Here is a 22,201-nt window from a genome sequence, read left to right as displayed (position 1 = left end):
CGTGAAGAGTTAGGCTTTAGGTGCAAGCTCCTGTTGTTTTGCCGCCGCCTCTTGGGCCGCTAACTCTTGTGCTTTAATTGCCGCTTCGAGTTTAGCTTCAACATAACCCGGTGAATGGGTCGCTGCCGAGATTAATCGATACATGGCGGGGATGACGAGTAGGGTCACAAAGGTGGCGAATGCCATACCGAAGAACACTACAGTACCCACAGCGATACGACTTTCTGAGCCTGCACCTGTCGAGAAAATTAACGGCACAGCGCCCACTAATGTGGTGAAGGCTGTCATTAGGATTGGCCGCAAACGACGGGATGAAGCGTCGATAATGGCTTTATCGAGTTCAAAGCCGCGGTCACGTAATTGGTTAGCAAACTCCACGATAAGGATACCGTTTTTGGTCACCATACCAATCAACATGATCATGCCTATCTGACTGTAGATGTTGATCCCTTGACTGGTGATCAGTAGACCTAAGAAACCGCCAAATACGCCCATAGGCACAGTAAACATCACCACTAACGGGTTGATAAAACTTTCAAACTGCGCGGCTAACACTAAGTAAGCGACCAGTAAGGCCAAACCAAATACGATGAAGATACTGCTTTGGTTTTCCTTAAAGTCTTTGGATTCGCCGGTGTAACCAATGGAAATATCCTTAGGTAATAATTCAATGGCTTTAGCATCAAGAAACTTTAAGCCTTCACCTAAGGTGTAACCTTCACTGACGTTAGCCTTGAGGGTGATCGATTTTTGCTTATTGGTGTGACTTAATCTTTGTGCCGAGGCAATTTCTTCGATATGGGTCACGGTATCAAGCGTCACTAATTCGCCTTTACCGGAACGCATGTAGATTTGGCTAAGATCGCCAACGTTGTTAAAACTGTTTTCATCACCGCGCAAGTACACATCGTATTCTTCGCCGCGATCCACATAGGTGGTTTCGGTGCGACCGCCGAGCATCACTTCTAAGGTTTGCGAGACGTCATCGACACTGATCCCCAATTCCGCTGCGCGCTCTTTATCAACAGTCACGATAAGCTCAGGCGTGGTTTCGGCGTAATCTAAGTCGGCGCCTTCCATCATAGGGCTGGCGTTGGCTTCTTCTTTGAGCACCTGCGCCCACTTAAACAGTTCGGCATAGTCCGAACCACCAAGCACAAATTGCACCGGTTCGCTCGATTGGCCCCTAAAGCCTGGCATCATAGGGCGAACCATCACATCGGGAATGTCCTTCAATGCTTTGCTAATAATCCCAAGCGCTTGCTGTGCGGATTCGGTGCGTGTGCCCCAATCTTCAAGCTGCATGATCACAAAGCCCGTTTGATCGCCCGCACGGCCACCAAACGCGGGGGCTTGCACGCTGAAGGAGCGCAGTACACCTTGACCCAGCAAGGGCATGAGTCTGTCTTCGACTATGTCCATGTTGGCTGTCATACGGTTATAACTGGTGCCTTCGGCGCCTTTAACAAAGGCGAACAACACACCGCGGTCTTCCTGCGGCGCGAGCTGTGACGGCACTTGTTGCATTAACCAAGCACTGCCGCCGATACAGGCGAGAATAACTAATGGCGCGAGTAGACGAAGTTTAATCGCCCGAGTAACGGCGACGCGATAGACGCTTTCCATGCGGGCAAAACCGCGATCGACCCAACGATTAAAGCGATTCGGTTTGACGTTGGCTTTAAGTAACTTGCTGCTCAGCACGGGCGTAAGTGTCAGTGCTACTAAGGAGGAAAACAGCACCGACACCGCCAACATCACGGAGAACTCGGTAAATAAGAGTCCAACCATGCCCTCCATAAAGGAAATCGGCAGGAACACCATGACTAATACCGCCGTGGTGGCGACAACGGCAAAGCCTACTTCGCGGGTGCCTTTATAGGCGGCGAGTAACGGCTCTTCGCCTTTTTCGATATGGTGGAAAATGTTCTCGACCACCACAATCGCATCATCGACCACTAGACCGATGGAGAGGATTAACGCCATTAATGTCAGTAGGTTAATCGAATAACCTAGCATGTTAGCGGCGATAAATGCCGAGATTAACGATACCGGAACCGTTACCGCAGGGATGAGTGTCGCCCGCGCTTGTCCGATAAAGATATACAGCACGAGTACCACTAAGGCGCCGGTGACATAAAGGGTGCTATACACCTCGTTAATCGAGCGGTCGATAAATACGGTAGAGTCGAAGTCGACCACTAGGCTAGTGCCTTCGGGCAGGAAGTCTTGTACGCGGTCGACTTCTTTGTGCACTTCTTTGGCAACGAGCAATGGGTTAGCATCGGACTGGGCAATAATGCCTAAACTGATGTTAACGATACCGTCGCTTTTGAAGGTCGAGTTTTCGTTTTGTGCGCCGACAGCCACATCGGCCACATCTTTTAAGTAGATAGGCGTGCCATCGCTGGCGGTACGCACCACAAGGTAGTCAAAATCCTTTGGCGTGTAGTACAAGCGTTTGGTACGCACCGACATCACTGTGGTGTCGTTTCGCACTTGGCCACCGGGCGTTTCGATGTTTTCTTTACGCAGCGCGTTCGTTATGTCTGTGACTGTGACATTGCGGCCCGCCATTTGCTCGGGTCTGAGCTTGACGTACATGACCTTGTATAAACCACCAGAAATACTGATGGAGCTCACGCCGCTGATAAGGCTAAATCTGTCCTCTAACACGCGCTGGGCGTAATCTGTTAACTGAGTGCGGTCCATCACACTCGAACTTAAATTCACATAGACTGAGGGTTCGCCCGAACCGTTGTCTTTTGAGACGACAGGATCTTTCGCATCCTCAGGCAGCCTGCGTTGTGCGCGTGCCACCGCATCACGCACATCACTCACGCCTTCGGTTAAGTTCCATCCGAGGAGGAATTTCACTGTGATACGCGAGCTACCATTACGGGTGGTCGACGTGATTTCGTCGATACCACTGATCCCCGTCAGTTCATCTTCTAGGGTCTTAGTGATCTGGCTTTCCATAATGGCCGCCGACGCACCCGAGTAACTGGTGCTAATGGTGACCACAGGGCTTTCGACGTCGGGCATTTCCCGTATCGACAATTTAGAGAAGGAGACTATGCCAAATACGCACAGCAGTAAGCTTAAAACGATGGCAACGACAGGGCGTTTAACCGAAACATCGGATAACCACATTATTTAGTCTCCGTAGCTTTTGGGCTTGAAAGCTCAGCCGCACGGGTAGATGCCTTGGCATCGAGCGTCACTTCATTGATTTTCAGGCCATCGCGCATATTCACTAAGCCTTGCACCACGACTTTGTCACCTATTTTTAAACCGTTTTCAATCAAGACTTGGTTATCGATACGCGCACCTAACTGCACTTCGGTGCGGTTGGCGATGTGATCGGCGCTAACCACGTACACGTAACGTTTAGTGCCTGAATATTCAAGGGCTTGTACTGGCACCATAGGTGCTGAAATCGCAGGGAAAGTGATAGTGGATGACATCATCATGCCAGGTTTTAAGCGATTTTTTGGGTTGTCGAATTGCACCCGCACTTTAAGGTTTAAGGTTTCTTCATTGACGCGTGGATCGATAGCGACAACTTTGCCAGTAAAGGTTTCATCCGGCCAAGCGCGGCTGGTGGCCGCCACTTGCATACCTATGCTCAACTGCGACAGGAAATGCTCTGGCACTTGTAAGTCGAGGCGCATGCTAGATAAATCATCCAGCGACATTAATTCAGTGCCTATGCTGACCATCTTGCCTTCGCTGAAATTAATCAGTCCCGTATTGCCCGCAAACGGCGCAATCAGCGAGTGGTAATGTAAATCGGCTTGGGCTGAAGCTAAGCGTGCTTGGGCGATATCCACACTGGCTTTTTGTGCGTCAATCTCGGTTTGGGTGATGGCGTTACGGCTGATCAGTTTTTCAAATTCTTTGAGTTTACGTTTTTCATCGTTGAGAAACGCATTAGCCTCGGCGACGGCGGCTTGGGTTTTCATATCATCGAGTTCGATGAGTAACTGGCCTTTTTTCACCGTTTGGTTGGAGGTCACGGCAACTTGCTTAATCTTACCTGTGACTTGCGGCGCGATGATCACCGCGCGTTCGGCAGCGAGTTTGCCGATAAGCGTGATAGATTGTGCTAACGGATATTCAACGACTTCACCCGTGACCACTGGAACGGTACGCATAAGATGGGGAGCGCTTTCGGGTTTAGCCGCTTGAAGGACATCACTAAAACTCACCGCTGTGGCGATAACCGCAAGCAGGGCAATGGCAATAATGGTTTTTTTCATTGTAATTATTATCTCGCGCAAAGGCAGTTGAAAAAGGTGATAGCTCTAATGGGGCTATTCTAGTGAATAACCTACCCGAGTTGGGTAAAAGTTTGTAAAGGTAAGCAAACGAAAATGAAAGAAATTGTGTTTTTTGAGCCTTGAACACAATTCAACGCGGCTTTTGCGGTTTTTTTGTGCAAAGGGCCAGTACGAGAAGACCCACGTGCGCTAGGGATGGACCTCAGTACGCGTTTTTTCCACTGGGGCTTGAGTCGTTTCAACCTGAGGATATTGGCTCAAAATGGAAGCTAATCGACCATCGCTGCGCATACTTTCTAAGCCTTGATTAAAATCCGTTACTAACTGCTGATGATCCGTCACGGCCAAAGACACCCCTAAGTGAAATACCTCAGTCGCTATGGGTTGACCGACTTGTTCAAAGGCATCGTTATATTCAGCTGGGCCTTTTTTAATTAAATACCTCGCTAAGTTATGGCCAATCAAGACTAAATCAATACGCTTTAAAAATAGCTTCTTGAGGTTCATCTCATCCGAATTACCTTCTTCGGTGGTGAGCCCTGCGGCGAAGATTTCGGGCGGATTAGCGTAACCGCGACCTATGCCGATCGTGTAGGGCTTGAGCTCAGAGAGCTGGCTGAAACTCAGCGGCGCATCTTTACGTTTATAAAACACGATTTGTACGGGTTGGATTGGCGCCGAATATTGGGCCCATTGCTCACGCTCTTTACGATACCAGAGTCCAATAATGCCATCGGCTTGGCCCGTTTTAACGAGTAAGGCTGCGCGAGCGAAGGGATAAAACTTGAGGCTAGCATTATAGCCTTGGCGTTTAAAGGCTTCTTTGACCACTTGGGCGACGCCGCCCTGTTCGGGTAAAGCATCGGCATAAAAAGGAGGGTAGTTAGTGGCGACTAAATGTAGTTCTCGACCCGCAATTGCGGGCTGGATAAAGCCGAGCATAAACAAGCAAAAGCCAGATAATGTGAGTAATTTTTTCCCCATTTCTACTCCAGCACTTAGGTGAGTCGCACTTGGCTTGAGTATAGTCAGAGTTAATAAAAACAGGCGAACTTATGGACATTAAGATGCGTGCATGTTGAGAGCCATGCAGATTAAGAACGCTACAGATTTAGAACCATGGTGGGCGCCTGTTTTACCCTTACTTATTTATTCCTGAGCGCCCTCGCTTATGCATGCATTAGGGCGCCAGGGCATTCACGATTAGGGCGAAGGCATTAGTGAGGCAGGTTATAGCGAAACCTGCTCACCCTTATACAGACCGCGGCTGAGTTTGCCAGCGTCGATAAGTAACAGTTCACCGGATTGACCATTCTTAATACTGCTGTCTATCGCAATGATTTTATTGTGATAGAGGCCAAGTACTTGCTCCTGCGATGTGTGTCCAACGACAATATGCTCGACTTTGAAATAGCTCAGTATGCTATCGATATCCGACTCTTTCAGTTCATCTTTAAAGTAACCGCGATACCAAGTTGGACCATTGGTAAAAAACAGAAAGTTGAGTAAATCATCTTTCTTCAAATCAGCTTTTTTATCATCTAAATGCTGACGAAATAGTTGGTTAGCCTCGCTGATATGTAATTTACGCTCGACCCATTCAGGGCTGATGCCCCCATGCATAAACAAGATATTATTGATTTTGACTAAGGTGTGTTTGCTGCGAAGCCATTGGCCGATTTCTGTGTCTTTGTTGTAGAGCGCATCGTAGTGGCGTTTGAGTAAATCGGCCGAAACTTGGTAGCGTTCGTTGACGTAGCGTAAGTCGCCGCGAAACACCATTTGCTCGTGGTTGCCCATGAGTAGATGTAAGCGCCCGCCCGCAGCTTGGGCTTCTTGATCTAAGGCATATAAAAACCACAATACTTCATTGACTTGATGGCCACGGTCAAACATGTCGCCCGTCATCACCATATGACCGTCATCAAAGGCCCAGTGGTTATCTTTGTCGATAATCTTATGGGCTTTTAGTAAGTTAATCATCACATCAAATTGGCCGTGCACATCGCTAAGGGCGACAATTTTGCTGACATGAGTAAAGGTATCGGGCTCAATCGTGGCCGCTAGTGTGTGAAGATGGGGCGCTGGTAATTCACCGCAACTGGCAGGGCGAGTTAACTGCGCCTTCGCAATCGGCGTTTGTTTAAGCTCACTCTGGCAAATCCAATAGGCAGTGTCTTTTTGAGCATTGTCCAAAAACACATAAGGGCCATCGGTGACGCTGCTTTCTTGAATCTTTAGTTCTGGCTTGGCCTCACTTGCATTGGCCGCCAGCGAGGTAAAAGAGAGTGAAACAAAAGGGAGTGCGGTGACAAACCATAACAGGGGCGTGAATTTTCTATGTTGCTTGAGTATCCATTGGCTGGCTCGACTCAGTCGGGTGATAGAGAGTGTGATTGGGTGAGCCCCGACTGGCATCGAATTGATTCGCATTAGACCGCATCCTTGTTCTTGTTTTAGTTATTCATTCTGTCATTTTAGACACTTGAGTTGATGAGTCTTCGAATGTGTAACTTTGCGAAGTTAATCTCAAGTGTTCAACTTCAAACGCTCAGACTCAAGCGCTTAATCTCAAGTACTTAATGTCAAGTGCTCAACATATTGAAAACACTAAATCATACGGATAAGGCTTAATATCGACAAGTCACGAGGCGGGCTAAATTAAACTTGCCCGCCTCACTATTCAGTTATTTCATGTCTCAATATCATGACTTCAGTTACATGATATTGACCGTTACATGGCATTGACGACGGTATGACTATCGACAAACTGTTCGAAACTGACGATTTTGCCGCTGTGTATCTTCCACAAATGGGCGACTCGGGCGCTAAAATACTTGCCCGTTTTGACATAGGTACCTGAATAAGTGCCGAAGGCAAAAACCTTATCGCCTTGGGCGACATAGTCTTCGATATCGACGCGGTAGTTATCCCATTCAGTTTCGAGGCGAGCGAACACCTTGGTGGCTATCGCGCTAAAGCCTATGTAAGTGCCCGCATAGGGAAAACCTGCCGCCTCTGTCCAGCGTGCGTCACTCGCTAAGGCATGCTGAAGATTTTTGGCGTTCTCGGCAGAGCTACTTCCCTCATAGGTGCTTTTAACCAGTGCAAGATTCGCATCAGTCTGCCTTGCTGTTTCTATAAGACTTAACTGAGCAGGCTCACTCACTAATGAGCCTTCTGAAATACCATTAAGCATTGGCATGATTATGACTCAAATTGCGCTTCAAGATGGCTTAACCACTGGGCGGGTTGGCCGTAGAAGCGGTTGATATTAATGGCGGTGATGTTGCCGTCATTATCCTCTATAGCCATTGAAGGGAAACCTTGGGCCCCTATCAGATTCAATAATGCTCTGGATTCAACGATATGCTCATACAGCTTGTCTTCACCTTGGGCATAATGCTGCGCAAAGCTTATCGGGTCGAGCCCTAGTTCAGCAGCTAGCCTTGCGAGATTACCTTCATCACTGGCGCTGTGACCATCACGGTAATGGGCCAGTTGTACTGAGTGTAGATAGGCCAAACTGTCGCCACCCATAGCATCGACTGCGAGCATGGCTTTAATGGGGGGCGCCGAGTCGAGTACGACTGTGGTATCGCGCAGCAGACCATCGAAATAGTTCTCACCAAAAGGCTGTCCGGTTAGCTCGGCAATGCGCAGATCGTGGGGCATAACATAGTCGCGCCAGTTGGCATCGATTTGTTTGCGTCTTGGGCCTGTGAGCATACCGCCGCCGTGGAGCTTAATGGTAAAGCCAGCTTTGGCAGCAGCATCGAGTAACGGCGCTGCGGCATAACACCAACCACATAAAGGGTCGATAATCGCGTGCAGAGTACGCACTTTGGCCGCTGGTGTGCTGTTGGCCGTGCTAGCAGAATGAGTTGTTGGGTGAGTCATAGTATTAAACCTTTTGGCTTAAGTTCGTCGTTACATTAGCGACTTAAGCCCTTTGATATCATCGATTAAAATCGTTAGTTTGGTACCGTTATTTAGGTGCAGTTATTTAGGTACAGGCATTTAGCTAAAAATGGCACGCAATCGAACACGTGCCTGTCTTTAACTGTTTACACCTAACTAGCTGTACCGCATCGCCGAGATAGGTATGGCTGGACTTACATAGGCCAGGTCATTTCGCCCATGTAAACTTTGGCACTGATCTCAAGCCCTGCATCGGCTGGCATTTGTGGGTATAGCGCCAGCATCTTTTGGATTAATTCGGCTGAATCTTTCGAGGCTTTTGCTGCGACTTCAAAGGCTTTTACATAGTCACGGGTAAAACCGATGGCACGGGTATCAAATCGCGCTTCGCCTAAATAGTGCCCCGGGATCACTGTGGTCGGCAGCAGTTTTTCCATCGCATCTAAATGAGTTAACCATTCCTGACGCTCTGCGGTAGTTTGAGTGTCAGCCATCCAAACATGCGTGTTATCGAATACTTCAACGCCACCTGTAATGGTTTTTGCCGATGGCACCCACAGGAAAGTGTGTTTAGGATGTTTATCATTGAAACCTTCGATAATCACTTGCTCACCGTCGATGGTGAAAGTGTCGCTGTGAATCGCCTTAGGTAACACTAATTCACTTGGCGCATTGTCCTTTAAAATCGGACCCCAGTAGGCGAGCTTGCCTTCCATTGAGGCTTTAATGGCATCGACTGTGGTTTGAGTCGCGACAATTTGTGCATCGGGGAAATTCTTTTTAATCACGGCTAAGCCGAAATAAAAGTCAGGGTCACTATGGCTGATATATACCTGAGTCAGCTTTTTACCGCTGGCCTTGATGGTATCAACCAAGGTTTGGGCATCGTTATTTTGAAATTGTGCATCGACTAACATCATTTCGTGTTCGCCGCTGATAAAGCTCGATGACACGGCAAAGATGCTGTTTTCGCCAGGATTAAAATGGCTCACTTGCAATGGTGCTGCATTGACCGCGCCCAGTCCCGTTAGCAGTAAGGTAGCGGCTAGGCTGATTTTAGACGAGGCCTTCAATGTGGCGTTAACTGTGTTGCGTATAGCATAGGTCGATGTGTTCATTTTTGGCTCACTTATAGTCACAGGATGAAAGAGTAAAAGGTTCGATTTAGCATTCATTGATTTGCAGTTGCTGCAAAAAGTGAGTTAAGTATAGGTTGCAATAATCAATAGATAAATGCGAGTATCTGCCCATGTTTGTTGCATTAATCGGACGAATGGCCGGATGTACTCTTAGTTATTATTCATGTGGGGCGCGAGTATGTGAGTGAGCCTTCGAGTGATTGAAAGTGAGTGATTAAACGTTATTGATTGAACGTTATTGATTTAACGCGAGTGGAGATAAATCATGGATAGACTCGAAGCGGCTAAAGTGTTTGTCACTATTGTTGAGCGCGGCAGCATGGTAAGCGCCGCTAATGCCTTAGATAGGTCGCGTTCTATGGTGACCCGTTACTTGAGCGAAATGGAAGAATGGTCCGGCGCTAGATTGTTGCATCGTTCGACGCGCAGTCTCAGCTTAACGCCAGCGGGTGAGCAAGTGCTGGATTATTGCCATCGACTGCTCGAACTGGCGAACGAAGTGCCAGCGGTCAGTCATGCTTCGGTGGCGATTCCGCGCGGATTATTGCGCATTAGCTGCTCCCAGTTTTTGGCGCATCAGATTTTAGCGCCCGTGGTGCACCAATACTTAGCCAGTTATCCGCAGGCGAGTGTGAATATCCACGTGAGTAGCCAAACTGTCGATCTGGTCGCCGAGCGGATTGATCTGGCGATTCGCATCACCAATGAACTCGATCCTAACCTTATCGCAAGGCGCTTGGGGGAATGTGAATCTGTGGTGTGCGCTGCACCGAGTTACCTTGCCGCCCGCGCCGCCGTGCTGCATCCCGAAGATTTGACCCAGCATAATTGCTTAACCTATTCCTACTTTGGCGATGTGATGTGGCGCTTTTATCAAGCCGATGTGGCTGCGAAGCAGGCTCAGGCGCTGAACTCTGATCCTAAGTTAAACCAAGGTCAGGCGTTTAATGTGCCGGTGAATGGTAATTTCAGCGCCAATGATTCCATGGTGGTACTCAATGCTACGCTGGCAGGCGAGGGGATTGCGATGCAGCCGCTATGGGCGGCGAAACCCTATTTAGACTCGGGTCAGTTAGTGCCTTTGTTAACTGAGTTCATGCCGCAGTCACTGGGTGTGTATGGCGTGTATCAATCCCGCAAACATATGCAGCCTGCACTCCGGGTGATGATGGACATGCTGGTGGCTTATTTTGCCAGTTTGAAAAGCTGAGTCGTTTTATCGGAACTATTCGACAGCATCCAATAAAACGAGTCCAGAAAACTAGCTCATAAAAACTTCCCCATAAAAAGCATCCAATAAAAAGGAGCGCAGATCCTTCGACCTGAGCTCCTTTTTGGCTTAATCACTTTATGCCGTGTTGGTTATTTTTAACTTAGCCCACTAGGTCTGCAAATAACCGCAATCGCCATGGATGGCGTGAATGCCATTTATGCAGGAGCAATAAAGGGCCTTGCCTAAAGTGCGTTACATTCCCGCTGAATCCTGCATCTTCAGGTTGTTTGGGTATACAAGTGCTAAAACGACTACTTAATCATGCGCTTGTATTTCAAGCGGTGTGGCTCAACCACATCGGCGCCATAGGTGTTTTTCAACCATGCCGAGTATTCTGTGTAGTTACCTTCGTAGAAGTTCACTTGGCCTTCGTCACGGTAATCCAGAATGTGGGTCGCGATACGGTCTAGGAACCAACGGTCATGCGAAATCACCATAGCGCAACCTGGGAATTCCAGAATCGCTTCTTCCAGTGCGCGCAGGGTTTCAACGTCTAAGTCGTTGGTGGGTTCGTCGAGTAATAAGACGTTACCGCCCGCTTGTAGCAGTTTGGCTAAATGCACGCGGTTACGCTCACCACCAGACAAGGTGCCGATAACTTTTTGCTGATCGCCACCACGGAAGTTGAAGCGGCCCACATAGGCGCGGCTCGGGATTTCCATGTTGTTGATACGCATGATGTCTTGACCACCGGAGATTTCTTCCCAAATGGTGTTCTTATCATTCATCGAATCGCGGAACTGCTCAACCGATGCCAATTGCACAGTATCACCCAGCTCAATCGTGCCGCTGTCTGGCGTTTCAGCGCCGGATAACATGCGGAACAGGGTTGATTTACCCGCGCCGTTGGCACCGATAATACCGACGATCGCGCCCTTAGGCACAGAGAACGACAGATTGTCGATGAGTACGCGGTCACCGTAAGACTTGGTCAGGTTATTCACTTCAATAACCTTGTCACCTAAACGTGGTCCGGGCGGAATAAACAGCTCGTTGGTTTCGTTACGTTTTTGGTAATCGTTAGTGTTCAGTTCTTCAAAGCGCGCCATACGGGCCTTGCCTTTAGACTGACGGCCTTTGGCGCCTTGACGTACCCATTCCAATTCTTTGGCAATGGTTTTTTGACGAGCGCTTTCGGTGGCTGATTCTTGCTTCAGACGGGCATCTTTCTGCTCAAGCCATGAAGAATAGTTACCTTCCCACGGAATACCTTCACCGCGGTCGAGTTCTAAAATCCAGCCAGCGGCATTGTCGAGGAAGTATCTGTCATGGGTAATCGCGACCACAGTACCTGCATATTCCTGCAAAAAGTGCTCAAGCCACGCCACAGATTCAGCATCCAAGTGGTTGGTTGGTTCGTCCAGTAACAGCATTTCTGGCTTTTCAAGCAGCAAGCGGCAAATCGCTACGCGGCGACGTTCACCACCGGATAACACTTCGATTTTTTCATCCCAATCCGGCAGACGCAGGGCGTTGGCGGCGCGCTCAAGGACGTACTCTAAGTTATGGGCATCTTGGGCTTGGATAATCGCTTCGAGTTCGCCTTGCTCTTTCGCAAGGGCGTCGAAATCGGCGTCCGGCTCGGCGTAGGCAGCATAAACGGCATCGAGGCGAGTCAGGGCATTTTTTGCCTCTGCTACTGCTTCTTCAATTGCTTCACGCACGGTTTGATTCGGATCGAGTTTAGGTTCCTGGGGTAGGTAACCTATTTTCAATCCCGGCATTGGGCGCGCTTCGCCTTCAATTTCGGTGTCGATACCCGCCATAATGCGCAGTAATGTCGACTTACCTGAACCGTTGAGGCCGAGTACGCCAATTTTGGCGCCGGGGAAAAAGCTTAAAGAAATATCTTTAAGGATCTGCTTCTTAGGCGGAACAATTTTACCCACCCGCAGCATGCTGTAAACAAACTGAGCCATTTTTCTCTATCTTAAGTGACTAATGATGCGGCTAATTCTACTCGATTGCGCGCCGAACTCAACTCGACAATGAGCCAAGTTCAAGCACTATCCACAGGAATTTCATGTTTCAAATACTGGGATTGTGGTCGCGTTCCGAGTAGAATACCGCGCAACCCTACCTATAAGAATTGGCAGCTGGAGTAAGCAATGCTGAAAAAAGATATGAATATCGCAGATTATGATCCGGAACTGTTTAAGGCAATTCAGAATGAAACTCTGCGTCAAGAAGAGCATATTGAGCTGATTGCTTCTGAAAACTACACCAGTCCACGCGTGATGGAAGCGCAAGGTTCACAGTTAACCAATAAGTACGCTGAAGGCTATCCAGGCAAGCGTTACTACGGTGGTTGTGAGTATGTGGACGTAGTTGAAACCTTAGCGATTGAACGTGCTAAAGAACTGTTTGGCGCAACTTACGCTAACGTACAACCTCATTCAGGTTCACAGGCAAACAGCGCGGTTTACATGGCATTGTTAAAACCTGGCGATACCGTACTGGGCATGAACTTAGCCCACGGTGGTCACTTGACCCACGGTTCACCCGTTAACTTCTCTGGCAAACTGTACAATATCATTCCTTACGGTATCGACGAGTCAGGTAAAATTGACTACGACGAAATGGAACGTCTGGCCGTAGAACATAAGCCTAAGATGATGATCGGCGGTTTCTCTGCCTATTCAGGTATCGTTGACTGGGCAAAAATGCGTGAAATTGCTGACAAAATTGGTGCTTACCTATTTGTCGACATGGCGCACGTTGCCGGTCTTATTGCTGCTGGCGTTTATCCAAACCCAGTTCCACACGCGCACGTTGTGACGTCAACGACTCACAAAACCTTAGCGGGTCCTCGTGGTGGCGTGATCCTGTCTGCTGCTGACGATGAAGACTTATACAAAAAGTTGAACTCTGCGGTATTCCCAGGCGGACAAGGTGGCCCATTAATGCACGTTATCGCCGGTAAAGCGGTTGCGTTCAAAGAAGCCCTAGAGCCAGAATTTAAAGTGTACCAACAGCAAGTAGTTAACAACGCTAAAGCTATGGTTGAAGTGTTCCTTGAGCGCGGTTACAAAATCGTCTCTGGCGGAACCAGCAACCACTTAATGTTAGTTGACCTGATTGGTCGTGACTTAACGGGTAAAGAAGCCGATGCCGCCTTAGGTAGCGCTAACATTACCGTGAACAAAAACTCAGTACCAAACGATCCACGTTCACCTTTTGTGACCTCAGGTGTGCGTATCGGTACGCCAGCCATTACGCGCCGCGGCTTTAAAGAAGCGGAATCGAAAGAGCTGACAGGCTGGATTTGTGACATCCTTGATGATGCAAGCAATCCAGCTGTGATTGAGCGTGTGAAGGGCCAAGTATTGGCACTGTGTGCACGTTTCCCTGTTTACGGCTAATTTGCTGACGCACCTAGGTTTAAGTGCGTATGTGCTTAAGTAGATGATTGGCTGAGAGTGATCGCTTGCTGACTAGGTAATTACATGAGGTACTTACATGAGGTACTTAACATCCGGTAGTTAACCTCAGCCCATAAATAGGATAAAATCCCATGGCCGCATTAAGCGGCCATTTTTATTGGTAAAATCTTAGGCTTAAATCCATTGCGTTTAGCTGAGATTTAACAGGTAAAGCCATTAACGCTTTACTCGCATTCACTGGCAGGAGGCTCAATGCATTGTCCATTTTGCAGCGCGACAGATACTAAAGTCATCGATTCTCGATTAGTGGCGGAAGGCCATCAAGTGCGCCGTCGCCGAGAATGCACCGAATGCCATGAAAGATTTACCACCTTCGAAGGCGCCGAGTTAGTCATGCCTAGGGTGATTAAACGTGATGGTTCACGCCAACCCTTCGATGAAGAAAAACTCCAAGGTGGCATGTTGCGCGCCGTTGAAAAACGCCCCGTGTCTATGGATGAAATCGAGCAAGCGCTTAGCAAAATCAAATCCACCCTACGCGCCACTGGTGAGCGGGAAGTGCCGTCAGAAATGGTCGGTAACTTGATGATGGAGCAATTGATGAGTCTCGATAAAGTCGCCTACATACGTTTTGCTTCTGTGTACCGCGCCTTTGAAGACGTATCTGAATTTGGTGAAGCCATCGCCAAACTGCAAAAGTAGTTATTCGATTTTTGTGGCCTGTCGTTCAGGCTTCTGGTTGCGCTAGCTTTAAAAGAGGCTTTTGATTAATAGCTTCTGCAAGACAGGTTTTAAACACAGATTTACAAGACTGGTGAAAGCCGAAACCTTTAACAACAGGGTTGAACATGAGCTTGAACATAAGTTGGTCCGTACTCGATACCCAAATGATGAGCCGCGCGATTCAATTGGCGCGCAAAGGCTTTTACACCACGAGACCCAATCCCAGTGTGGGCTGCGTTATCGTTAAAGATAATCAGATCGTCGGCGAAGGTTATCATCAAAAAGCGGGTGAGCCCCACGCCGAAGTGCATGCACTACGTATGGCTGGCGAACACGCCCGCGGCGCAACGGCCTATGTCACCTTAGAGCCCTGCAGTCATTATGGCCGCACGCCGCCCTGCGCCTTGGCACTGATCAATATTGGCGTTAAGCGTGTGGTGGTGGCGGTTGAAGATCCAAATCCGCAAGTGGCTGGTCGCGGTATTCAAATGCTGCGCGACGCCGGTATTGAAGTGGATGTGGGATTACACCGCGATGAAGCCTATGCCTTGAATTTAGGCTTTATGAAGCGCATGGAATCGGGTTTACCCAGAGTTACAGTCAAATTGGCTGCGAGTCTCGATGGTAAAACCGCGCTGTCTAACGGTGTGTCTAAATGGATTACCGGGCCTGAATCTCGCCGCGACGTGCAGCGCTTACGCTTACGTTCCTGCGCTTTGGTGACTGGGATTGAAACCATACTGGCTGACGATCCCTCACTCAATGTGCGATATCAAGAACTTGGCGGCATAAAAGACAGCGTAACCGAGGCGCAATTACTGCAGCCATTAAGAGTGATACTCGACAGTCGCGCCCGTTTGCCGTTATCGGCTGCCTGTTTGGCTATCGTATCGCCGATACTCTTGGTCTCGACCGTGGCTTATCCCGCAGAGTTTCAAGCACAATTACCCTCCCATGTGAGTTGCCTCGTGTTACCTGCAATTGCAGGTCGCGTATCCTTACCTGAACTATTAAGCTATTTAGGCCAAAGTTGTAATCACGTGCTGGTGGAAGCGGGTGCAACCTTAGCGGGCGCTTTTTTAGCAGGGGGGCTGGCCGATGAGTTAGTGCTATACCAAGCGATGAAAATCCTCGGTGGGCAAGGGCGTAATCTATTGCAGCTACCCGATTATCAAACCATGGCGCAAATTCCTGCATTAATGTTGGTCGATGAGCGCAAATTAGGGCCAGATACCCGTTTAATCTTGAGCGTTAAGCTTGATACTTCTTTATTTAATTAAGTGAGTTAACCATGTTTACTGGGATTATTGAAGCCGTTGGCACCCTGCGCAAACTGGAGCGTAAAGGCGATGATATTCGTCTTACCGTGGCGAGCGGCAAACTGGATTTAAACGATGTGCGTTTAGGCGACAGTATTGCCACCAACGGTGTGTGCTTAACGGTTGTGCAGCAATTAGCCGACGGTTATGTGGCTGATGTCTCTGCCGAAACAGTGAGTCTCACCGGTTTTGCTAACTACAAAGTGGGCACTAAGGTGAATCTTGAAAAAGCCGTCACCCCAACCACACGCTTAGGCGGACACATGGTCAGCGGCCATGTTGACGGTATAGCTATGGTTGAGCAACGTCTAGTGCGCGGTCAAGCCATTGAGTTTTGGTTAGCCGCTCCCGCAGAGCTTGGGCGTTACATTGCCCACAAAGGTTCCATTACCATTGATGGCGTGAGTCTGACGGTTAACGAAGTGGACGGCAGTCGATTCCGCCTGACCATAGTGCCGCATACAGCAGGGGAAACCACGTTAATCGACCTGCAAGCGGGCGATAAGGTGAATATCGAAGTGGATTTAATCGCCCGTTATCTTGAACGCTTGATGAATTATGATGGCAAAGACAGCAAGAGCGGTGGTGTCACCATGGAAATGTTAGCCCGTGCCGGCTTTGTGCGTTAGTGCACTGGTAATCGTACTGCTAAGGTATAGAATTTCATAACAACAGCAAAATCATAAGGTCCTACAATGGCGCTGCACAGTATAGAAGAGATCATCGAAGATATTCGTCAAGGCAAAATGGTTATTTTGATGGATGACGAAGACAGAGAAAACGAAGGTGATTTGATCATGGCGGCCGAAATGGTCACGCCAGAAGCGATTAACTTTATGGCGAAATATGGCCGTGGACTCATTTGCCAGACCATGACCAAAGCCCGTTGTCAGCAGTTAAATCTGCCCTTAATGGTGACGAATAACAACGCCCAGTTCTCGACTAACTTTACGGTTTCTATTGAAGCAGCCGAAGGCGTGACTACCGGTATTTCGGCCCACGACCGCGCGGTAACGGTAAAAGCGGCCGTGGCTAAAGAGGCTAAAGCGTCTGATTTAGTGCAACCTGGGCATATCTTCCCGTTAATGGCACAGGACGGCGGCGTATTAACCCGCGCAGGCCACACTGAAGCTGGTTGTGATTTAGCCCGTCTTGCGGGACTTGAGCCATCGGGCGTTATCGTTGAGATTTTGAACGAAGACGGCACTATGGCACGCCGCCCAGATTTAGAGATTTTCTCCGAGTTGCACGGTATCAAAATCGGCACTATCGCGGCATTGATCGAGTATCGCAACACTAAAGAAACCACGGTTGTGCGTGAAGCTAAATGCAAACTACCGACCCGTTTCGGCGAGTTCGATATGGTGACTTTCAGAGACACTATCGACAATCAACTGCATTTTGCCTTAGTCAAAGGTGAGGTGAAGAGTGATTGTTTGGTGCGCGTGCATCTGCAAAACACCTTCAACGATTTACTCCATTCAGAGCGCGATCAGCAACGCAGCTGGCCACTCGAAAAGGCGATGGAGCGTATTTCAGCAGAAGGTGGCGTATTGGTTTTACTAGGGAATCAAGAACATCCCTGTGAAATCCTCTCTAAGGTGAAAGCCTTTGAAGCCGAAGATCAAGGCCAAGCGCCTGCTTCTGCAAAATGGCAGGGAACGTCGCGCCGTGTGGGTGTGGGTTCGCAAATCCTCGCTAGCCTTGGCGTGACTAAGATGCGCCTGCTCAGCTCGCCTAAACGTTACCATTCACTTTCGGGCTTTGGCCTTGAAGTGACTGAGTATGTGGCGGACTAAAACCCAAAGTTACACTGAAGTAAAATTAACAATTTCTGATAATTTGCATAGGGCTCTGGGCAATTGGCTGTGATATCATGTCGCCACTTTTCGCCCCGAGCTGGGTGCTTTAGCTAAATTAGGTAAGATAATGAACGTAGTTCAAGGTAATATCGAAGCGAAAAATGCCAAAGTTGCGATTGTAATTTCGCGTTTCAACAGCTTTTTAGTTGAGAGCTTGCTTGAAGGTGCACTTGACACGCTGAAACGTTTTGGCCAAGTCAGCGACGACAATATCACTGTTGTCCGTGTACCAGGTGCGGTTGAGTTGCCGCTAGCTGCGCGTCGCGTAGCTGCCAGTGGTAAATTCGACGGTATTATCGCATTAGGTGCGGTGATCCGTGGTGGTACTCCTCATTTTGATTTTGTTGCAGGCGAATGTAATAAAGGTCTAGCTCAAGTTGCTTTAGAATTTGATCTGCCTGTTGCTTTCGGTGTTTTGACCACAGATACCATTGAACAAGCTATTGAACGTTCAGGTACCAAAGCGGGTAACAAAGGCGGCGAAGCTGCTTTAAGTCTGCTTGAAATGGTCAATGTTCTGCAAGAACTTGAACAACAGTTGTTATAGTAGGAAAAATAATGAAGCCTTCTGAGCGCCGCAAGGCCCGCCGTTTAGCCGTTCAAGCCATCTATTCATGGCAACTAAGCGGGAATAATATTGCCGATGTCGAGCATGAGTTTTTAACTGAACAAAGCCTCGACGGTGTTGATGTAGCTTATTTTCGTGAGCTATTTTCAGGCGTTGCAACGAAGAAAACCCAATTGGATGAGCTGATCATCCCGCATCTGGAACGCCCGATTGATGAAGTGTCTCCAGTAGAGAAAGCCATAGTTCGTTTAGCGACCTATGAGCTGACTTTCCGTAAAGATGTGCCATACAAGGTCGCGATTAACGAAGCGATTGAGTTGGCAAAAGCTTTTGGTGCGGACGAGAGTCATAAGTTTGTGAACGGACTGCTCGACAAACTGGTTGCACGCAAGTAATAAAGACAAACGGTATCTTAGGATACCGTTTTTCATTGCTAACAAAGGTGGCCGATGTAAGTCGTGCCAAACTGTACAGTGAAAGAATTCCAATTAATTGAATGTTATTTTAGCAACCGCGGCCCTACTCGCCGTGATGTGAAGCTTGGCATCGGTGACGATTGCGCTTTAGTGCAACCCGCAGAAAACAAGTCGATTGCTATCTCCTGTGACACCTTAGTCGAAAATGTCCATTTCTTCCCCGATATGCCTCCTGCAGCCTTAGGTTACAAAGCCTTAGCAGTAAATTTATCTGATCTGGCTGCCATGGGCGCAGAACCCGCGTGGATGACGCTTGCCTTGACGCTACCCGAAGTTGATGAAACTTGGCTCAGTGGTTTTAGCGAAGGTTTATTTGAAGCGGCCGATTACTATGGCATCGCCTTAATTGGCGGCGATACGACTCGTGGTCCGCGGGCGATTAACATCACAGTGCACGGACAAGTTCCTGAGGGTAAAGCACTCACACGTCACGGTGCTAAAGTGGGTGATTGGATTTATGTCACGGGCACGCTCGGAGATTCGGCTTTAGGTCTGGATATCATTCGAGGTGCTCAGCAGGCTAGATCCGAGCATAAAGAATTCCTGATTAATCGCCATTATCGTCCAACACCAAGAGTCTTAGCGGGCCAAGCTTTGCGTTCGCTAGCCTCCAGTGCTATCGACCTTTCCGACGGGTTTATCTCGGATATTGGTCATGTACTTAAGGCTTCTGCAGTTGGTGCGGTTGTCGATGTTAATTGCATCCCGCTTTCGCGCGCGATGCAAGATACCGTCAGCGAGGAGCATGCCTTAGGTTATGCGCTGACAGGCGGCGAAGATTACGAATTGCTGTTCACCGTTCCTGAGGCGCAAAAAGGCGCGCTTGAGACAGCATTAAGCCATGCAGGAGCAAAATTTGTTCGTGTTGGGCAAATTTGTGCGGGCAGTAAGCTCAAGTTACAACTCAAGGGTGAGCCGTTTACGCCGCCGTATCACGGTTTCGAGCACTTCTAATGAAATGGTTGTCAAAGGATCAGGCGTTAACGCGCCTGTCATTAAAAAATCCTGTCCACTTTTTGGCACTCGGTTTCGGTAGCGGACTCGCCGCTAAAGCGCCCGGTACTTTCGGTACCATAGCTGCTATTCCCCTCTATTTACTGATGGCGCCATTACCGCTTGCTTGGTATCTGGGCTTAACTTTAGTGAGTGTATTTGCAGGATTTTATATCTGTGGTAAAGCGGCACATGACATGGGCGTACACGACCATGGCGCGATTGTGTGGGATGAAGTGGCTGGACTGTTGATCACTATGATAGCGGCACCAGCGGGCTGGATTTGGCTGTTAGTGGGCTTTGGTTTATTTCGCTTTTTTGACATCATCAAACCTTGGCCAATCCGTTGGCTCGATGCCAAAGTCGAAGGTGGTTTTGGCATTATGATTGATGATGTTTTAGCGGGTGTATTTGCCTTTATCTGTCTGCAAGGGCTAGTCTGGTGTGTTAGCTAACATGATAGCTAACTTGGCATGATAGTTAACATGGCCAACAACTAACCCTTAGCTTTTGATTTCGCATTTTTCTGATTGAAGCTTGATTGAAGGGATGAAGGGATTAGCTGAACATCCCTTATCCCTTTTCTGCTTGATTCTACTATTGCAGCAGTTCCCTTGCGTTCGCTAGGGTATTGCTAGTGATAGTATCGCCACCTAACAGCCTTGCCAGCTCTTGAATGCGTTGCTCACGATCGAGCGACTTCATTGTGGTCTCAGTACTGCCCGCCTTATTAAACTTATCGACGAACATGTGTTGATGACCATTGCCCGCAACTTGCGGCAAGTGAGTCACGCACAGTACTTGGGTCGATTCCCCTAAGCTGCGTAACATGCGGCCAACCACTGCGGCGGTGGGGCCCGAAATCCCGACATCCACCTCATCGAAAATCAATGTCGGCGTGGCAACTTTCTTCGCGGTAATGACTTGGATCCCTAAGCCTATCCGTGAAAGTTCACCGCCAGATGCGACTTTCGAAATCGGTTGTAAAGGTTGGCCAGGGTTAGTGGTGACCATAAATTCGATATTATCACTGCCGTTGGCTGACATTTGCTCTGGGTGGAAATTGACTTCGATAGTAAATTTACCCTTAGGCATATTCAGTTCGTGGATTGACTGAGTCACGAGTTTGTCGAGTTCTTTGGCATATCTAGCGCGGCTTTGGCTGAGTTTTTGTGCGTTGCTAAGGTAAGCGGCTCTGCTGGCAGCGACCTGCAGTTGAATTTCTTCGAGCTTGCTTTCGTCACTGTCTAAGGTGCTCAGCTCTGCCTTTAATGCCAAATGATGTTCGGCCAGTTTATTTGGGCTGACATGGTGTTTACGCGCCAGTTGCATGGCTTTTGATAGCCGTTCTTCTAAATAGGCAAAGTGGGTTGGATCGAGTTCAAGCTTACTCAAATAGTGCTGTAATTCGCCTGCACTTTCTTGCACTTGGATTAAGGCATCATTCAACATAGTGTTGATATTGCTCAATGCAGGATCGTAACTTTGCAGATCTTCGGCGAGGGAAACGACTCGATTAAGCAGCGACTCTATATTGTTCTCTTCGCCTTCAGTGAGTATATCTAGACTCGCCTGACAGGTATCAATCAACTCAGTGCCATTGGCAAGACGTTTGTGCTCTTGCTCAATTTCATCGAACTCATCGACTTTAAGATCAAACTCATCGAGTTCTTCTACTTGATACTGCACTAATTGCTTACGGGCAATACGTTCATGCTGGGAGGCTTCGAGTTGCTTTAGATCGGCCTCAATTTGTTTGCAGCGTTGAAAGCTGGCGGCAACCGTATCGATAAGTAATCTGTGGTTGGCATAACTGTCGAGCAGGGTGAGTTGGTGTTCACTCTTCAACATTGCATGGTGCGCATGTTGGCCGTGAATACCGATGAGCAACTGACCCAGTAATTTGAGTTGCGTCAGTGGCACTGGATTCCCATTGATATAGGCGCGTGAACGGCCATCGCTACCAATAGTTCGACGTAGGATGCACTCATCATCGAGTTCAAGATCGTTATCTTCTAACCAACGTTTTGCCAGTGGAATATCATCCAAGGAAAAGCGGGCGCTGACCTCGGTTTTATTGGCTCCGGGGCGAACACTGCTGGCATCGGCGCGATTGCCTAGGCACAGGCCTAACGCATCGATGGCGATCGATTTACCTGCACCGGTTTCACCTGTGATGCTGGTCATACCGGGGCGAAAATCCAGTTCTAAAAAACGGACGATAGCGAAGTTATTAATGCTGAGTTGGCAAAGCATAGTGA

At 48.5% G+C, this 22,201-nt stretch carries 19 protein-coding genes; 10 read left to right on the top strand and 9 right to left on the bottom strand.

The genetic code is table 11. The features are described 5' to 3' along the window. Positions 1-9 precede the first annotated feature (9 nt). From OX890_RS17435 to OX890_RS17405, 7 genes are all read right to left on the bottom strand, one after another. Positions 10-3,153, bottom strand: a complete 3,144-nt coding sequence (locus tag OX890_RS17435) for a multidrug efflux RND transporter permease subunit (RefSeq protein WP_071938359.1) — start codon at positions 3,151-3,153, stop codon at positions 10-12. Beyond that, positions 3,153-4,262, bottom strand: a complete 1,110-nt coding sequence (locus OX890_RS17430; RefSeq protein ID WP_268649632.1) for an efflux RND transporter periplasmic adaptor subunit — start codon at positions 4,260-4,262, stop codon at positions 3,153-3,155. Before OX890_RS17430 ends, OX890_RS17435 begins: the two co-directional genes overlap by 1 nt. Before the next feature lie 210 nt (positions 4,263-4,472). Beyond that, positions 4,473-5,267: a substrate-binding periplasmic protein gene (locus tag OX890_RS17425; protein ID WP_268649631.1), complete on the bottom strand. Its 795-nt coding sequence runs from the start codon at positions 5,265-5,267 to the stop codon at positions 4,473-4,475. A gap of 246 nt (positions 5,268-5,513) precedes the next feature. Then, entirely contained in the window at positions 5,514-6,716 is a 1,203-nt protein-coding gene (locus OX890_RS17420) for a metallophosphoesterase (RefSeq protein WP_268649630.1), read from the bottom strand. A 301-nt stretch (positions 6,717-7,017) separates the two neighbouring features. Beyond that, on the bottom strand, positions 7,018-7,488 hold the full coding sequence (locus tag OX890_RS17415) for a nuclear transport factor 2 family protein (RefSeq protein ID WP_268649629.1): 471 nt from the start codon (positions 7,486-7,488) through the stop codon (positions 7,018-7,020). Positions 7,489-7,490: 2 nt separating this feature from the next. Further along, positions 7,491-8,183 carry a DsbA family protein gene (locus tag OX890_RS17410; protein WP_259562251.1) on the bottom strand — a complete coding sequence of 231 codons (693 nt, stop codon included), beginning with the start codon at positions 8,181-8,183 and terminating at the stop codon, positions 7,491-7,493. Between the two features lie 215 nt (positions 8,184-8,398). Beyond that, on the bottom strand, positions 8,399-9,322 hold the full coding sequence (locus OX890_RS17405; RefSeq protein ID WP_011847464.1) for an MBL fold metallo-hydrolase: 924 nt from the start codon (positions 9,320-9,322) through the stop codon (positions 8,399-8,401). A gap of 286 nt (positions 9,323-9,608) precedes the next feature. Here OX890_RS17405 and OX890_RS17400 point away from each other — a divergent pair, with 286 nt between their 5' ends. Beyond that, positions 9,609-10,553, top strand: a complete 945-nt coding sequence (locus OX890_RS17400; protein ID WP_268649628.1) for a LysR family transcriptional regulator — start codon at positions 9,609-9,611, stop codon at positions 10,551-10,553. A gap of 314 nt (positions 10,554-10,867) precedes the next feature. On the opposite strand, the gene ettA is transcribed toward OX890_RS17400, so the two are convergent. Then, positions 10,868-12,535 (bottom strand): energy-dependent translational throttle protein EttA, encoded by a 1,668-nt coding sequence (gene ettA / locus OX890_RS17395; RefSeq protein ID WP_006082645.1) that lies wholly within the window; start codon positions 12,533-12,535, stop codon positions 10,868-10,870. 189 nt (positions 12,536-12,724) lie between these two features. On the opposite strand from ettA, the gene glyA reads away from it, so the two are divergent. The 9 genes from glyA to OX890_RS17350 all read left to right on the top strand — a co-directional run bounded on the left by glyA (position 12,725) and on the right by OX890_RS17350 (position 20,395). Further along, positions 12,725-13,978 (top strand): serine hydroxymethyltransferase, encoded by a 1,254-nt coding sequence (gene glyA, locus OX890_RS17390; RefSeq protein WP_006082644.1) that lies wholly within the window; start codon positions 12,725-12,727, stop codon positions 13,976-13,978. Positions 13,979-14,251: 273 nt separating this feature from the next. Then, positions 14,252-14,701, top strand: a complete 450-nt coding sequence (gene nrdR, locus OX890_RS17385) for a transcriptional regulator NrdR (RefSeq protein WP_006082643.1) — start codon at positions 14,252-14,254, stop codon at positions 14,699-14,701. Between the two features lie 146 nt (positions 14,702-14,847). Then, entirely contained in the window at positions 14,848-16,002 is a 1,155-nt protein-coding gene (gene ribD / locus OX890_RS17380; RefSeq protein ID WP_268649627.1) for a bifunctional diaminohydroxyphosphoribosylaminopyrimidine deaminase/5-amino-6-(5-phosphoribosylamino)uracil reductase RibD, read from the top strand. Between the two features lie 11 nt (positions 16,003-16,013). Beyond that, entirely contained in the window at positions 16,014-16,670 is a 657-nt protein-coding gene (locus tag OX890_RS17375) for a riboflavin synthase (RefSeq protein WP_006082641.1), read from the top strand. 66 nt (positions 16,671-16,736) lie between these two features. Next, positions 16,737-17,840, top strand: a complete 1,104-nt coding sequence (gene ribBA / locus OX890_RS17370; protein ID WP_006082640.1) for a bifunctional 3,4-dihydroxy-2-butanone-4-phosphate synthase/GTP cyclohydrolase II — start codon at positions 16,737-16,739, stop codon at positions 17,838-17,840. A 130-nt stretch (positions 17,841-17,970) separates the two neighbouring features. Next, positions 17,971-18,450: a 6,7-dimethyl-8-ribityllumazine synthase gene (ribH, locus tag OX890_RS17365; protein WP_006082639.1), complete on the top strand. Its 480-nt coding sequence runs from the start codon at positions 17,971-17,973 to the stop codon at positions 18,448-18,450. An 11-nt stretch (positions 18,451-18,461) separates the two neighbouring features. Further along, positions 18,462-18,866, top strand: coding sequence for a transcription antitermination factor NusB (gene nusB / locus OX890_RS17360; RefSeq protein ID WP_006082638.1), 405 nt, complete (start codon positions 18,462-18,464; stop codon positions 18,864-18,866). A 78-nt stretch (positions 18,867-18,944) separates the two neighbouring features. Beyond that, complete coding sequence (thiL, locus tag OX890_RS17355) at positions 18,945-19,901, top strand: thiamine-phosphate kinase (protein WP_259483354.1); 957 nt, start codon at positions 18,945-18,947, stop codon at positions 19,899-19,901. Continuing rightward, positions 19,901-20,395, top strand: coding sequence for a phosphatidylglycerophosphatase A family protein (locus OX890_RS17350; RefSeq protein WP_115336093.1), 495 nt, complete (start codon positions 19,901-19,903; stop codon positions 20,393-20,395). Before thiL ends, OX890_RS17350 begins: the two co-directional genes overlap by 1 nt. 142 nt (positions 20,396-20,537) lie before the next feature. Here OX890_RS17350 and recN read toward each other — a convergent pair whose 3' ends face one another. Continuing rightward, a complete protein-coding gene (gene recN, locus OX890_RS17345) occupies positions 20,538-22,196 on the bottom strand; it encodes a DNA repair protein RecN (RefSeq protein WP_268649626.1) in 1,659 nt (552 codons plus the stop codon). Positions 22,197-22,201: the final 5 nt, after the last annotated feature.

The sequence above is a fragment of the Shewanella sp. DAU305 genome (genome assembly GCF_026802235.1).
GTDB classification, from domain to species: domain Bacteria; phylum Pseudomonadota; class Gammaproteobacteria; order Enterobacterales; family Shewanellaceae; genus Shewanella; species Shewanella baltica.
This window is presented reverse-complemented; position numbering and strand designations above follow the sequence as displayed.